The organism is Chryseobacterium oleae (genome assembly GCF_900115055.1).
Lineage (GTDB): Bacteria > Bacteroidota > Bacteroidia > Flavobacteriales > Weeksellaceae > Chryseobacterium > Chryseobacterium oleae.
This window is the reverse complement of record NZ_FOVD01000004.1, coordinates 264,737-280,278: the sequence shown is the minus strand read 5'-3', so window position 1 is coordinate 280,278 and position 15,542 is coordinate 264,737. Positions and strand designations below refer to the sequence as shown.

Genomic DNA, 15,542 nt, shown 5'->3' with positions numbered 1-15,542 from the left:
GCGGAAACTTTTTATAAGCCAGCTTCTATTTCTTGTTTTAATTAAAAACGGCCTGATTATACAAACTCTTTCGTCTTTCTTGGTGGATATTGTGCCACCAGGTCAGAAATTGCTTTGATATGATCCGGCGTTGTACCACAGCATCCTCCGATAATATTGATCAATCCTTTCTCTACATATTCTTTGATCTGTCCCGCCATATCTTCCGGTGTTTCGTCATATTTTCCGAAAGCATTCGGAAGTCCCGCATTCGGGTAAGCAGAAACATAAAATTCTGAGTTATGAGCCAGAGTTTCCAGGTAAGGAGTAAGCTGATCTGCCCCTAAAGCACAGTTAAATCCTACACTCAATAAATTCAGGTGTGAAACGGAGATCAGAAAAGCTTCTGCAGTCTGTCCACTCAATGTTCTTCCTGAAGCATCGGTAATGGTTCCTGAAACCATGATCGGAATCTTTATATTTCTTTCATCCTGAAGTTCATCAATAGCATACAAAGCCGCTTTTGCATTCAGGGTATCGAAAATTGTTTCTACCAGAAGAATGTCTGAACCTCCATCTAGTAAAGCTTCACACTGCTGTTTGTAAGCTACTCTCAATTCTTCAAAAGTGATCGCTCTATATCCCGGATCATTAACATCCGGACTTAAACTTGCCGTTCTGTTGGTAGGTCCGATGGAGCCTGCCACAAATCTTGGTTTATCCGGATTTTGAGCGGTAAATTCATCACATACTTTTCTGGCAATTTTTGCAGACTCATAGTTAAGTTCGTATACCAGTTCTTCCATGTGATAATCTGCCATCGCAATGGTAGTTCCCGAAAATGTATTGGTTTCGAGAATGTCTGCTCCTGCTTCGAGATATTTTCTGTGAACTTCTTCGATCGCCTGAGGCTGTGTCAGGGAAAGAAGGTCATTATTTCCTTTTACCGGATGTTCCCAGTCTTTGAAACGTTCTCCTCGGTAGTCTTCTTCCTCGAATTTGTAGCGCTGAAGCATGGTTCCCATTGCGCCATCGAGAATTAAAATTCTCTCGGATATTGATTTATATAATTGTTCTGAATTTTTCATATGTTTTGTTGATAGTTGATAGGATGTTATCCTATCCTTTGTTAAATCGTCCCGTTGGGACTCTTTGATTTATTTCAAACAAATAATCTGAACCGGCTGAATTAATCTAAAGCCTGTTTCAGATCTGCAATGATGTCATCGATATATTCCAGACCTACGGAACAACGGACAAGCCCTGCTGTAATACCTACTTCATTTCTTTCATCTTCAGTCAGTTTTGAATGGGTTGTAGATGCAGGATGTGTCACGATGGTTCTTGTATCTCCCAAATTGGCAGAAAGGGAACACATTTTTATTTTGTCCAGGAAGTTTCTTCCGCCTTCTATTCCGCCTTTAATTTCAAAGGCTACGATATTTCCACCCAGCTTCATCTGCTTTTTTGCAATTTCATAACTCGGATGGGATTTTAAAAAAGGATACTTTACCAGCTCTACATTCGGGTGGTTTTCTAAAAATTCAGCAACCTTCAAGGCATTCTCACAATGTTTTTCTACACGGATAGACAATGTTTCCAGACTCTTTGATAAAACCCATGCATTGAAAGGTGACATCGCAGGTCCCGTATTTCTGGCAAAAAGATAGATTTCTCTGATTAGATCCTCTTTTCCTACTGCTACACCGCCCAATACTCTACCCTGTCCGTCAATCAGTTTTGTTGCAGAGTGTACAACAACATCTGCACCATATTTTATCGGCTGCTGTAGGTAAGGTGTTGCAAAACAGTTATCTACAATAAAGATAAGGTTATGCTTTTTCGCTATCTTTCCAAAAAACTCAAGATCCAGGATTTCAATAGCCGGATTGGTAGGCGTTTCAAGGTATAGGATTTTGGTATTTGGCTTAATATATTGTTCCACATTCTCCGCATCTTCAGCTTTGAAATAGGTTGTTTCGATATTCCATTTCGGGAAATACTTTGTAAATAAAGTATGGGTAGAACCAAAAACCGACTGGCAGCTTACAATATGATCGCCCGCATCCAGTAAAGTGGCAAACGTAGAATAAATAGCCGCCATTCCTGTTGCAAACGCATATCCTGCTTCTGCGCCTTCCATTTTTACGATCTTATCTGTGAATTCTGTCACATTCGGATTTGAAAAACGGCTGTACAGGTTTTTAGATTTTTCTTCGGCAAAACTCGCTCTCATATCTTCCGCATCCTGAAAAATAAAACTGGATGTAAGATATAATGGCGTAGAATGTTCGTCAAACTGCGTTCTTTCAGTCTGGGTTCTTATTGCGGAGGTTTCAAAATTTTCCATATAGTTTAATTTTAATAATATAACAATGTGTTTTATCTGGTAATCTACCAATGGGGAGTCATTGTTACGTTATATAAAAAAATAATAATTACTTTTTTTTGATGTTTGTTTGATAGTTTGATAGAATTTCATTCTATCCTATGTTAAATCGTCCCGTTGGGACTCTGGCTTAGTTATCAATAACTACATTGTACATTTTACTTTGTACATCGTACTATTTACTTAGTTTCACTTACTCTTAAGATATCACCGAAAACACCTCTTGCTGTTACCTGAGCTCCGGCACCGGCTCCCATGATAACGATCGGGTTTTCACCGTAGCTTTCTGTGTAGATTTCAAAGATTGAATCTGAACCTTTCAACTGACCTAAAGCAGAACTTCCCGGTACAGAAACCAGTTTCACATCAAGCTGACCTTTATCTTTCTGAAGATCTCCATGAAGATCTCCTACATAACGAAGTACGTGGCCCGGCTCCTGCCCTTCTTTGATTTTCTTATATTCTTCATCCAGCTCATCCAGTCTTGAGATAAATTCATTTTTATCTACTGCCAAAAGGTCTTCAGGAATTAAATTCTGAATATTGATATCCTGGAATTCATTGATCAGATCCAATTCTCTGGCAAGGATCAGTAGTTTTCTTGCTACATCGTTTCCGGAAAGGTCTTCACGTGGATCCGGTTCTGTATATCCTTTTTCCATTGCTTCTCCGATGATGGTGGAAAACTTGTCGTCTCTCACAGAAAAATTATTGAAGATATAGCTCAATGAACCGGAGAATACGCCTTTGATTCTGGTAATATTTTCTCCTGAAAGGTGTAATAATTTGATGGTATCAATTAACGGAAGTCCCGCTCCTACATTGGTTTCATACAGATAACGTCTGTTGTTTTTACTCAACGTATATCTTAGTTTACGGTATTCTTCTATTGGAAGTGTGTTGAAAATCTTGTTAGAAGAAACAAGGTCAAAACCGTTTTCAGCTAAAGCGTGATAGTTTTTCACAAAATCCTTGCTCGCCGTGTTGTCTACTACGATAAGGTTTTCCAACTGATTTTCTTTTGAGAAGTTGATCAGCTCTTCAACGTTTGAAGGGTGTTCTGCCGTTAAAACCTCATCATTCCAGTCTGCATTAAAACCTTTTTTATTGAAAGCAATTTTTCTTGAATTGGCTACTGCCACTACTTTCAGGTCTATCTTTTTACGTCTTTTAATTTCTTCTGAAGACTGTAGAACCTGCTCTATTAGAGTTTTCCCTACATTTCCGTGACCGATGATCGCCAGATGAACGGTTTTAGGCTTCTTGAAAATTTCGGATTCGATGACATTCTTTGTCTTCTCATCCTGTGAAGAGGTCACTACAATATTGACTCTGTTTTCTCCTGCAACCTGATTTAATAAAAGCGGGAAAACATTGTTTCTAGCCAGTTCCGTTAAAACTTTATTGAAATCTTCCGCTACAAATCCAAGGACGGAAACATTATTGATGCTATAAATCTGTGATACTTTTCCTGATTTTCTTTCTGCTTCAAATTCATCGATCAGACAGGCCACTGCTTTTTCTGCATCTGCTTCATTGACCAGAATAGAAAGCCCGTTTTCAATGGCCTGCTGGGAGATTACTCCTACACTGATTCTCGCTAAAGTAAGCGCTTTAAAAATTCTTCCGTCGATTCCTATTTCTCCTAAGAAATCTTCTCCTTCAAACTTGATGATCGATCTGTTTTTTAAAAACTTTATTTCGTTCGCATTTTTCATCTGTTCTATACTTTTTGTTTGTTATTATCAGATGGAGTTTCGCTTTCGCTTCCTTTCATTCTGAAAATATTGTTGATGATATTATTTAATTGTTCGTATTCCATTAAGAAGGCATCATGCCCGTGAATTGACTGTATTTCATGATAGAAAACCTCTTTATTTTTCTCTTTCAGCTGTTCAAAGCACATTCGTATTTCTGAAGCGGGGAAAAATAAATCTGTATCTACAGCGATCAGGTGCATTTGTGCGCTGATCTTTTCGAGCTGGTTTTCATAGGTATTGATATTCATGAGGAGATGGTTCATCAGCTTGTAAGACTTTAAACTAAATCTATCGTTTAATGAATTTCCGTGATACACGAGCCAGTCTTCTGACTCTAACCGTTTGTTTTCCTGATGGTATCTATTTTGAAATCTGTCGTTTAGGGACTGTGGAGTTCTATAGCACAACATGGCGTGTATTCTCGCTTTCTGCAGGGGCTCATCGTTTCCGTTTAACAGAAATTTCTGAACCAGACATTGTGCATGAAGCCAGTCGTGGGTTCTGAAGTCGCAGGCAATCGGGATAAAAATCTCGGCAAGCTGTGGCTTTTTGGCTAGCATTTCCCAGGCGATTCCTCCTCCGAGGGAGCCTCCAATAATGGCATATAAATTTTTGATATGTAAAGCTTCAAGGCCTTTCAGGAATATTTCAGCAATATCTGAAGGAGTGAAGTCTTCGTAGTCGTCAATTAAAAAATGATCAAATCCGTTTCCGGGAATATTGAAACAGAGAACTGTGTATTTGTTCGTATCGATCACCTGATTTTCACCAATCAGTTGTTTCCACCATCCTTTTTCTCCTGAAACATTTGAATTTCCGGTTAAGGCATGATTGATCAATATAATGGGTGCTGTAAACAGGTCTTTCCCGAAGATCTGATAAGTCAACGGGATATGGTATTCCTTTTGGGAATAAGTCTGATACGAAAGATTTATATAGTTTAGTTCTGTTTTCAATTCTATTATTATTTTAATACAATTGAAAATGCCACAGGAAATGGCTGAAAAGAACTTCAGTAAGTTATCTGTCCAAAATAAATTGGTAGAACGTAGCACCTTCTCTGCTTGCACAAAGGGTTGCTAAGGTTTCATAGGGTCTAATCCCTCAACCTTTCTTGATAACATTTTCAATATTTGAATGAACGCACTGCAAAGATATGTCTTTTCTTTTAAATTAAAAAAGAAAAAATATTTAATATTTAAAAAGCCTCTAATCATAAGTGTTTCAGGGCTATGTTAAGAATTCTTCAGATGAAAGGAATTGGAATTATTTTTCAAAAAAACTAACTTCGTATTGAAAAAATGATGAAATATGACTGTTGAGAAAGAAAGACTACAAGATACCAAATGGAAAAACTGGGGACCATACGTCAGTAACCGACAGTGGGGAAACGTCCGTGAAGACTACAGCCCAAACGGAAATGCCTGGCACTATGCGAATCACAATAATGCCGAAAGCTACGCCTACCGATGGGGAGAAGAAGGTATCGCAGGGATCTCTGATGTGAAGCAGATCTTCTGTTTTGCTTTTTCATTCTGGAACAAGAAAGATAAAATAGTAAAAGAACGTTTCTTCGGACTGAGCAATCCTCAGGGGAATCACGGGGAAGATATTAAAGAAATCTTTTATTATCTGGATAATACACCTACCCACAGTTATATGAAAATGGTGTATAAATATCCGATCAATACATTTCCATACGATGATCTCGTTGCTGAAAACGGAAGACGAAGCAAAAAGGAACCTGAGTATGAAATTTTTGATACAGGAATTTTTGACAATGATGAATATTTCGATATTTTCATTGAATACTGTAAAGCCGATCACAATGATATCCTGGCCAGAGTAACGGTTCATAACAGAAGCCAGCAGGATGCTCCGATAGTGGTAGCTCCAACGGCCTGGTTCAGAAACAACTGGAAATGGGGCTATAATACATACAAAGCACAGCTAAATGCTTCTTATGACGGATGTATCGATATCAATCATGACAGTATTTCGATCAAAAAGCTTTATTCAAGAAATCTGGCTGCCAAAAGTGCTTTCTGCGAAAATGAAACGAATACACCAAAATTATATGGTTCGTCTTACACGGGGAATACTTATTTTAAGGATGGGATCAATGACCATATTATTTACGGAAGCAATACGGTAAATCCGGAGAAAAGAGGAACTAAGGCTTCTTTTATTATTGATGAAATTATCGGTGCGGGACAGTCAAAGACTTTTGATTTCAGATTGTGTCCGGATGAGGTGGATGAGCCTTTTGAAAAATTTGACGAAATTTTCGCAACAAGAGCCGCTGAAACCAACGAGTTTTACGAAGAAATTCAGAGTGAAACCACGAACGAGGATGAAAGAAATGTACAGCGACAGGCGTTTGCAGGACTTTTATGGAATAAGCAGTTCTATCATTATAACGTCGGAAAATGGCTGAAAGGTGATCCCAATCATCAGGCTCCAAGAAATTTCAATGATTATGTAAGAAACACGGAATGGAATCACCTTCACAATAAGGATATCATCTCCATGCCCGATAAATGGGAATATCCATGGTATGCCACCTGGGATCTGGCATTTCACTGCGTTCCCTTCTCCATCATTGACGGTGAATTTGCCAAGGGACAGCTTTTACTATTAACGAAAGAATGGTATATGCACCCCAACGGTCAGTTACCAGCCTATGAATGGAATTTAAGCGATGTGAATCCACCCGTACATGCATGGTCCTGCTTCAGGGTTTTTAAAATTGATGAAAAGCAGAACGGTAAGCCTGACCTTTTATTTCTCGAGAAAGTTTTCCAGAAACTTCTCCTGAATTTCACATGGTGGGTAAACCGGAAAGATAAAAGCGGCAATAATATTTTTGGCGGCGGTTTCCTTGGACTGGATAATATCGGAGCTTTCGACCGGAATATGGAACTGAAAGACGGACAGCATCTGGAACAGGCAGACGGAACCAGCTGGATGGCCATGTACGCACTAAATATGATGCGGATTGCAATGGAGCTCGCACAGTATTATCAGGTTTATGAGGATATGGCGATCAAATTTTTTGAGCATTATCTGTATATTGCTGAGGCGATGGAGAACCTGGGAGAAGGCAAAGAAGGTTTATGGAATGAGGAAGACGGCTTTTTCTATGATGTACTGCAGCTTGGTAACGGAGAAAGTGTTTCTTTAAAACTAAGAAGCATTGTCGGTCTGATTCCGATGTTTGCCGTTGAAATCGTAGATCATAAATTACTGGATAAAATGCCCAATTTCAAAGCCAGAATGGAATGGGTTCTAAAGAATAAACCTGAGCTCACAAAGCTGGTTTCCCACTGGGATGAGGAAGGACAGGGTAGAAAACACCTGATGAGTATTCTGCGTAAGAACAGACTGACAAAGGTTTTGAGAAGGATGCTTGATGAAAATGAATTTTTGAGTTCTTACGGAATCCGTGCGATGTCAAAAGTCTATGAGGAAAACCCGTTCGTATTTTCAGTTCACGGTACGGAAAATGTGGTTTATTATACTCCTGCCGAGAGTGACAGCCGAATGTTTGGAGGAAACAGTAACTGGCGCGGCCCGATCTGGTTCCCTATCAATTTCCTGATTGTGGAAAGTTTACAGCGTTTCCATTTTTATTATGGCAACAGCTTAAAAGTAGAGTTTCCAACGGGAAGTGGTGAGAAGAAGAACTTGGATGAGGTGGCTCAGAATATCAGCCGCAGACTCTGCTCGTTATTTTTAAAAGATGAAGATGGTCAGAGACCTTTCAACGGAGGAAATCCAAAGTTCAATTATGATGAACATTTCAGGGATTACATCACTTTCTTTGAATATTTCCATGGAGACAACGGCCGCGGCGTAGGGGCTTCCCATCAGACAGGATGGACGGCAACGGTAGCTAAGCTTATGAAACCAAGATTAACAGTATAAAAGCAGCGGCCGGCCCGAATGGGCCGGCCGCTTATAATCAATTAAAAAATAATTAAACTTTTTCTCCGTTCACAAGAACTTCATACCCGATTTCTACATTCGGCTCTAAAGTTTTTGATACGGAACAGTATTTCTCAAAAGATAACTGAGCGGCTTTTGATGCTTTTTTAGGATCTATATTTCCTTCCAGAAGAAATCTCACCTTAATAGATTTAAAAGGTTTTGCATCTTCTACCTGAACTCTTTCGCCTTCTACTTCTGCCTGGAAACCTGTGATTTCCTGACGCTGTTTTTTCAGGATAGAGACTACATCTATTCCGCTGCATCCGGCAACAGCCATCAACACGCTTTCCATTGGAGAAACGCCTTTAGCTCCGGGCTGTGAGGTATTGTCCAAGAGAATTGAATTCCCCTGGGAATTGGTACACTCAAATAAAAAATCGTCGTTAATTCTGTTTAGTGTTATTTTCATTTTTGAATTTTGTTGTAAGATTCTTCGGCTCTCTGAACAGAACCGGAGTGATTAGATTTATGAATGCAAAATTATAAAATTCCCCGCGCTTTTATCTCAAGATATTTATTGATAACGTCGATATTTAAATTTTCAGGCAGGGTATATACCGTGTAAATCCCATACTTCCTGAGCTCCTGAATGATCAGTTTCTTTTCAAACTCAAATTTTTCGGCAACGATTTCATCATAAATCTCCTGCATATTTTCAGGATTCTTCTGAATAAGGGTCTGTAATTCTGAATTTTTAAAGAATATAACCACCAAAAGATGGTTTTTGGCTATTCCTCGGAGGTATTTCAACTGACGGTTTAATCCATCAAGTGTTTCGAAATTGGTAAATAACAAAACAAGACTTCGCTGGTTCAGAGAGTATTTTACATCCTGATAAAGGCGGTTGAAATCACTTTCAAAGAAATCTGTTTTAATATTATACAAAGCTTCCGAGATCTTCCTTAGCTGTCCGGATTTATTTTCTGCTGCGACTTTATTCTCTGTTTTTTTAGAGAAGGTCATCATTCCGGCACGGTCGCCTTTTTTAAGAATAATATGAGACAGAGCCATTGCAGCGTTGATTGAATAATCCAACAGACTTAATCCGTTGAAAGGCATCTTCATGGTCCTGCCTTTATCGATCAGAATAAAAATCCGTTGTGATCTTTCATCCTGAAACTGATTGACCATTAATCGATTGGTCTTAGACGTAGCTTTCCAGTTGATGGTTCTGATATCATCTCCGGGAACATATTCTTTGATCTGCTCAAATTCCATGGTATGTCCCAGTTTTCTAATCTTTTTGATTCCACCGAGCATAAATTCACTCTGCAGTGCCATCAGTTCATATTTTCTAAGGTGTACAAAAGACGGATAGGCAGGCAACATTGCATCTTTCTGGAAATTAAATCTCTTTGAAATAAATCCCAATGGTGAAGAAACATATACATTCAGGTTTCCGAAACTGTACTCTCCTCTCTCCTTCGGCTCCAGGCTATATTGGAAATAGGTATTTCTACCGGGTTCTATACTTTTTTTAATTAAAAAATCTCTTTTTTGAAACTGAAACGGAATCTCATCAATGATTTTTGTACTGATCTTAAAACTGTAATTATTTTTAATGTCAATCTTCACAAAATTTTCATCCCCGTTCGATAATTTTTCCGGAAGTATTCTCTGGGCAAGCACTCCTTTTTTCTGATTAAACAATAAAAGATAGTCTACCATTGCCGCCAGAAAACAAATCAGCAAAACAATGTGAGCCGCCCACATCAGAACCGAAAAGAAAAAAGCAAGGACATACAGTACCCCCACTCCGATGAGCGAAAAGAAAAATCGTGTATTGATGTATAGGTTTTTCATTTTTTAGGTAACAGGTTGCAGATATTAGGCTGCAGGTTCTTGGTGATACTTATTGTAGAGAGTTTATTAAACCGTTCAGCATTTTTGAAATTTCGATAATATGTTCATTCAATTTTTTATAATTTTCTTCATTTAAATAATTAAGATTTTTAGAGATGATTAATTGAGTTTCAACTTCAGCACAACTTCCTCTCGCTATCTTTAAAAATTGTAGATAATCAGGTTTGCTTCTTCTGGAGTTTCCTTCAGCAATATTTGATGGTATAGAAACCGAGGCTCTTCTGATCTGTGAAATAAGGCCATACATTTCATCTTTAGGAAAAGATCCGGTAATCCTGTAAATTTCTGTAACAAAATCAATAGATTTCTGCCAAACCAAAAGTTCCTTAAAATTTGCCATACTATACAAAATTTATTGAAAGCAATCAATACTTCATCACCAGACAGCCATAGTCTGCGACCTGCAACCTATTATCTGCCACCTAATATTTACGATCTACCTAGGAATCTCTATTCCCTCTAAGATCTGACGTATAATTTCATCTGCCGTTAAACCTTCCATTTCGCGTTCAGGAGAAACGATGACTCTGTGTCTTAATACGGCGTAGCTTGCTTCTTTGATGTCTTCGGGGGTTACAAAGTCTCTTCCTCTCATCGCTGCGAAAGCTTTTGAAGCTGTAAGCAATGCCAGAGAAGCTCTTGGAGAAGCTCCCAGATACAGGAACTGGTTTTCTCTTGTATTGACGATGATTTTCGCAATATACTCCATCAAATGAGTCTCTACAATAATCTCTTTTACCAGATTCTGATAGCTTTTTAATTGCTCGGCCGTAATGACACGGTTCACTCCTTCCGTCTTATCTTCTTTTCGGCTTTCGTGTTGGTTTCTGATGATAGCGATCTCCTGTTCCAGATTTGGATATCCTACATTGATTTTAAATAGGAAACGGTCCAACTGTGCTTCAGGAAGTCTGTAAGTTCCTTCATGCTCTATCGGGTTTTGAGTTGCTACAACCAGAAATGGTTCATCCATTATATAACGGATTCCATCCATTGTGATCTGTCTCTCTTCCATGACCTCAAACAGGGCTGCCTGGGTTTTCGCCGGGGATCTGTTGATCTCATCAATTAATATAAAACTGGAAAAGATAGGGCCTTTTTTAAATTCAAATTCGGAGTTTTTTACACTGAAAACTGAAGTTCCCAAAATATCCGAAGGCATAAGGTCCGGTGTAAACTGAATTCTGCTGAAGCCTACATCTATTGTTTTGGCGAGAAGCTTTGCTGTAATCGTCTTTGCAACTCCCGGAACTCCTTCAATCAGGACATGCCCGTTTGATAAAAGTGCCGCGATAAGATGTTCGATCATGCTTTCCTGACCGACAATAACTTTGGCTATTTCAGCTTTGACCTTCTCTAAGCTGGCGCGAAGCTCGATCATATCAATTCTCGACTGAAACTGATCTTCCTGTTTATTTAGATTGATAGAACTTTTATTTTCTACGTTTTGATTTTCAAGGTTGTCCATAATTTTCTATTTGTGGTTTTTAGTCTATGGGTCTAATTTATCCTACTTTATATATCGGACTTCATCCGATCTTTTGTTAAATCGTCCCGTTGGGACTCTTACTTAATTTTATAATGTACCAATGTATCAGTCTAACAGTTTACCAATATACATTGTTACATTGTTACATTGTTACATTGTTACATTAATACCTTATCTCAAAATCTCATCAAGAAGCTTATTCATTCTGGTGAGGTCTTCTTTCATGACGTCGGCATAGGGATCCTGGCCTTTTTTAATCAGGATTATGGCTTCATGGATCATTTCCATTGTTTTACCCGTTTTCAGGTGAAGTTTTTTGGCAAATTCTTCGTCCAGATGTTGGGTATCGATCAGGAAATCCATTCTTACTTTGTTCAGGAAATATTGGCCTTTTTTAGCCATCATATCATGAAAATCTCCTTCCTGAAGATAAAGATTTCCAATACTTTTTACAAAATCTAAGGACGTATTTTTCAACGGCTCTACAACAGGTACTATGCGTTGTTTTCTTTTGGCATTAAAGAAAATAAACAGGACAAGTCCTCCCAAAAGTACCCACCACGCATACTTCAATGCCGGATTGGAAAGCACAAACCTCATAAAGAAGCGTGAAACTTTGGTGTCATTTTCCACAAACCAGATGGTTTCCCTATCCTGAAGATAAGAAAAAATATCCTGTGCATATTTTATACTGCCCGGTTTCAGCAGATAATAATTGGTAAGGAAAAGCGGTTCACTGTGAACATAGATGGTTCCTTTTCCAAAACTGACTTTAATAAAATTAGCCTGATCCGAATTATCTTTTTCTACCGTTTTTCCCAGTACTTCCACTTTAGGTTTGATATACGAAAAGCCTCTCCCTGAAGGAAATTTATCCAGTTTAATAAAATCATTCTGGTATTCTTTATCCGTAAGTTTCAATACATTTTCTTCTGCAAAAGAAATATCTGCGCTATGATAACCAATGGTGTCTGAAATATCTTTTGGAACACGGCTCATCAGAATCATTGCATCTGAACCACCTGATACCTGATCCAGAATTTTTTTCCAGGACTGCTTATCTAATTCCTTTTCAATGACCACGATATTGTGTGCTCCCTTTTTGTTTCTGCTGTAATAGTCGTAAGGTGCCTCTTCTATTTTTCTCAGGTTATTTTTAAAAAGATCTTTGGCTTCATGATTAAAAACAAACAGTCCGAAAGGAGATTTCTCTTCAATATTGAAATTCTTACGCCAGCTTATTCTTTCTTTTTTATTGACTTCAAACAACGCCAGAATAACCATCACAACGATGAATATCACAGCATATATTTTGAAGGTTTTTTTCATGATTAATAGTTTAATTACGGCTTAAATGCCTGATACTGGTTTTTAAATTTGAGATAGCTTTGTTCGTCAATACTGAATTCTCCGTACCAGACATAATCAAAAATATAAGACAGACCCGAAAATTCACTTTTCAGATTGCCGTCTTTCAGTTCTGCAACATAGTCCTTATTGGTCTTTTCCGGGTTCCAGTTGATTTGTTTTTTATCACTCAGCTTTTTAAGGATAAATAGAAACTGGTAACGGACTGCCGAGCGGTAATCTCCTTCTCTTTCAAATTTAGCGATACTTTCCGGAAAATTGATTTCATGGATGTTCTCATGAAGCTCCTCGGCATTGATGTCTATTTTTTTATTTTTCTTTCCGAAGAACAGATTTCCATCTTTCCCAAGAAGAAATTTAATGATAAAATAGAGAAGAAATCCTACCAGAATAATGGCAAATAAGCGGATTAAAATGGTGGTAATTTGTGCAGAATTAGTGAAAACAGTCTCACCAAACATGCTTTGCAAAATCCTGTCAATCTTGCGCATCAGCTTTTGGAAGAAAGACTCTTTCGGTTTCGATACCGAATAATCAAATTCATTTCCTTTATATCTGGACTGAATATTTTCTTTGAACTTTTTCGGGTAGAGCGTATTTTCTGAAACAGGCTTCAGGATAAGTACAGAATCTGCACGGAGCATATTCCTGTAATGTCCCGTTCCTAAAGAATCTACGATATAATCTTCCACCGTTTCGCCTCCATCCTCATCCTGTGCATAAACAGGACAAATGGAGAAAAAGATCAGCAGAAAAAGCAGGAATTTATTCATTAATACCGATGGTTTCTATTTCTTCAAGTTCAATTTTCGTGTGCAGGTCTGTCCTGCTGTCATAATACATCAACCCCGCATTGATATACATCAGATTGGAAAGGATTAATGATGCTAAAATGGAAACTCCATAAAATAAAAAGAGAATAATCCCCATTGCTCCCGTAAAAGGATTTGCTTCAAAATTCCCGTCCGGAGCAGAGGTAAGAATAGATCCGTACATAAATATTATTGGAACAAATGTAAATACGGACGTTATCATGTACATAATGATGAACATGATAATGGAGGCTCCCCAATATTTCCAGTACGGAGATTTTTCATTTCCATTCGGGTAGGAAAACTGGGATCTTATGGAATAACTTAAGCTTTCAAAAAAGCCCCGTTTTGTATTAAAATAATCGTACATCAAAAATGCAGAAACATTGAATGCTGTAGGGTATACAAGCAATATCAGGAAAAAACCGATAACGATCAGCAGCAGCAGATAGGAAAATCCTAAGACAATCATTGTCACCGGAAGTACGATCAACAGCATTCCCAGACACATTTTAAAGATCCGTCCTGCATTGGTTTTGAAATCGCTCAGTATCTCATCTGTTTTTACCTTCTGAGCGCCTTCAGCAATTCTTTTCATATAAAAAACAGGATACAGGTAATTGACAATTCCCAGAAGGACAAAAAGCACGAAAATCAATATTCCCACTATCGTAAGCATTCCCGCGTTATCTGAAAAATATTTTTCAAAATAATAACTTTCACCGTTGAGATTTCCACCAACCAATTGTCCGATGATCTCTCTGAACCCAAAAATCACTACAGCAATTGTCAGGATTAACAGCAGCCCGTTGATCAGAATATAATTTTTAAAATAATTTTTTCCGTATAATTTGAAAAAATTAAAGCTGTCACTGATGAAAGCTCCAAATTCTCTTTTTTTATAAAACTGCATCATTGGTGTTGGTATTAATTCTTTTATAAACCACCGAAGGATAAACGAAATAGTAAAATCCTATAATGGCCAGTGATGTGATGATTAATGCTAAGTTGACAACCAGTGGCATTTTTAAAGCATGTCTTGTGACATATCCTTCAATAATTCCTGCGCAGATCGTAAACGGAATGGTACTCAGGAAAATCTTAAACGAATCCTTAAAACCTGTTTTAAAGGAATTAAATCTTGAAAAAGTTCTCGGAAACAGGATACTTGCTCCTAAAATCAATCCGCACATCGCTTCTACCACCATTGCAAAGATTTCAAAAACACCGTGAAGCCAAATTCCTCTTGCACTGTCTTTCAAAGCTCCGTAATCATAGAAAAAATACTGGAAAGAACCGAGCATAACGCTGTTCGAAAGCAAAGCATACAAAGTTCCAACGCCTCCAGTAACTCCGTAAATGTACAATCTAGCACCCACTCTGATGTTATTGAAAATGATTCCAATGGTACTTCCCCATGTGGAACCGCTCTGGTAAACGCCTACAGCATTTCCTTTTTTAATATTTTCTATGGTTTCGTTGACGTACTCTTCACCAAGTATAATATTTGCAAAATCTTTATCATACGCTCCGGAAAGCACTCCTATGGCTGTAAAAAGAATGAAAAACAGAAAAGCATACAAAAGGTATCTCCTGTACTGGTACACCAACAGGGGAACTTCTGTTTTGAAGAAATACATCAACCTGTTCTCCTCTACTCTTTTGGTTTTATAAATCTTCTGGAACATCTGCGAAGACAAATGGTTCAGATAAACCGTAGTGTTACTTTTAGGATAATAGGACTGTGCAAATGAAAGATCATTGATCAGGTTGATATACAGCGAAGACAGGTCATCAGGATTTTTTTTTACTTTCCCTTGAATAACCTGTTCAATTCCCAACCATTTTTCTTTATTTTGTTTAATGAAATAAACTTCTCTCATAATTGTAAG

At 38.0% G+C, this 15,542-nt stretch carries 13 protein-coding genes and 1 riboswitch; of the genes, 1 reads left to right on the top strand and 12 read right to left on the bottom strand.

The annotated features are described in order from the left end of the window. Positions 1-56: 56 nt before the first annotated feature. The 4 genes from BM143_RS14980 to BM143_RS14965 all read right to left on the bottom strand — a co-directional run bounded on the left by BM143_RS14980 (position 57) and on the right by BM143_RS14965 (position 5,084). Entirely contained in the window at positions 57-1,067 is a 1,011-nt protein-coding gene (locus BM143_RS14980; RefSeq protein WP_090025227.1) for a homocysteine S-methyltransferase family protein, read from the bottom strand. A 101-nt stretch (positions 1,068-1,168) separates the two neighbouring features. Further along, a complete protein-coding gene (locus BM143_RS14975) occupies positions 1,169-2,329 on the bottom strand; it encodes an O-succinylhomoserine sulfhydrylase (protein WP_090025226.1) in 1,161 nt (386 codons plus the stop codon). A 218-nt stretch (positions 2,330-2,547) separates the two neighbouring features. Further along, the gene (locus BM143_RS14970; protein ID WP_090025225.1) at positions 2,548-4,086 is read right to left on the bottom strand and encodes an ACT domain-containing protein; all 1,539 of its coding nucleotides are present in this window, start codon (positions 4,084-4,086) and stop codon (positions 2,548-2,550) included. A 5-nt stretch (positions 4,087-4,091) separates the two neighbouring features. Continuing rightward, positions 4,092-5,084 (bottom strand): alpha/beta fold hydrolase, encoded by a 993-nt coding sequence (locus BM143_RS14965; RefSeq protein WP_090025223.1) that lies wholly within the window; start codon positions 5,082-5,084, stop codon positions 4,092-4,094. Positions 5,085-5,145: 61 nt separating this feature from the next. Next, positions 5,146-5,252: riboswitch (SAM riboswitch) on the bottom strand. Between the two features lie 187 nt (positions 5,253-5,439). Here BM143_RS14965 and BM143_RS14960 point away from each other — a divergent pair. Continuing rightward, positions 5,440-8,055, top strand: coding sequence for an MGH1-like glycoside hydrolase domain-containing protein (locus tag BM143_RS14960; RefSeq protein ID WP_090025222.1), 2,616 nt, complete (start codon positions 5,440-5,442; stop codon positions 8,053-8,055). 52 nt (positions 8,056-8,107) lie between these two features. Here BM143_RS14960 and BM143_RS14955 read toward each other — a convergent pair whose 3' ends face one another. The 8 genes from BM143_RS14955 to BM143_RS14920 form a co-directional block, all read right to left on the bottom strand. Further along, positions 8,108-8,527, bottom strand: a complete 420-nt coding sequence (locus BM143_RS14955) for an OsmC family protein (RefSeq protein ID WP_034725882.1) — start codon at positions 8,525-8,527, stop codon at positions 8,108-8,110. A 71-nt stretch (positions 8,528-8,598) separates the two neighbouring features. After that, positions 8,599-9,921, bottom strand: coding sequence for a DUF58 domain-containing protein (locus BM143_RS14950; RefSeq protein ID WP_090025220.1), 1,323 nt, complete (start codon positions 9,919-9,921; stop codon positions 8,599-8,601). Between the two features lie 49 nt (positions 9,922-9,970). Beyond that, a complete protein-coding gene (locus tag BM143_RS14945; RefSeq protein ID WP_090025219.1) occupies positions 9,971-10,321 on the bottom strand; it encodes a four helix bundle protein in 351 nt (116 codons plus the stop codon). Between the two features lie 96 nt (positions 10,322-10,417). Beyond that, positions 10,418-11,449 carry an AAA family ATPase gene (locus BM143_RS14940; protein ID WP_090025217.1) on the bottom strand — a complete coding sequence of 344 codons (1,032 nt, stop codon included), beginning with the start codon at positions 11,447-11,449 and terminating at the stop codon, positions 10,418-10,420. A gap of 192 nt (positions 11,450-11,641) precedes the next feature. Next, entirely contained in the window at positions 11,642-12,799 is a 1,158-nt protein-coding gene (locus BM143_RS14935; protein WP_090025216.1) for a hypothetical protein, read from the bottom strand. Between the two features lie 14 nt (positions 12,800-12,813). Then, positions 12,814-13,611, bottom strand: a complete 798-nt coding sequence (locus BM143_RS14930; protein WP_090025214.1) for a DUF4129 domain-containing protein — start codon at positions 13,609-13,611, stop codon at positions 12,814-12,816. Then, a complete protein-coding gene (locus BM143_RS14925) occupies positions 13,604-14,566 on the bottom strand; it encodes a DUF4013 domain-containing protein (protein ID WP_090025212.1) in 963 nt (320 codons plus the stop codon). Before BM143_RS14925 ends, BM143_RS14930 begins: the two co-directional genes overlap by 8 nt. Beyond that, positions 14,550-15,533, bottom strand: a complete 984-nt coding sequence (locus BM143_RS14920; RefSeq protein WP_090025211.1) for a stage II sporulation protein M — start codon at positions 15,531-15,533, stop codon at positions 14,550-14,552. Before BM143_RS14920 ends, BM143_RS14925 begins: the two co-directional genes overlap by 17 nt. Between the last annotated feature and the right edge of the window lie 9 nt (positions 15,534-15,542).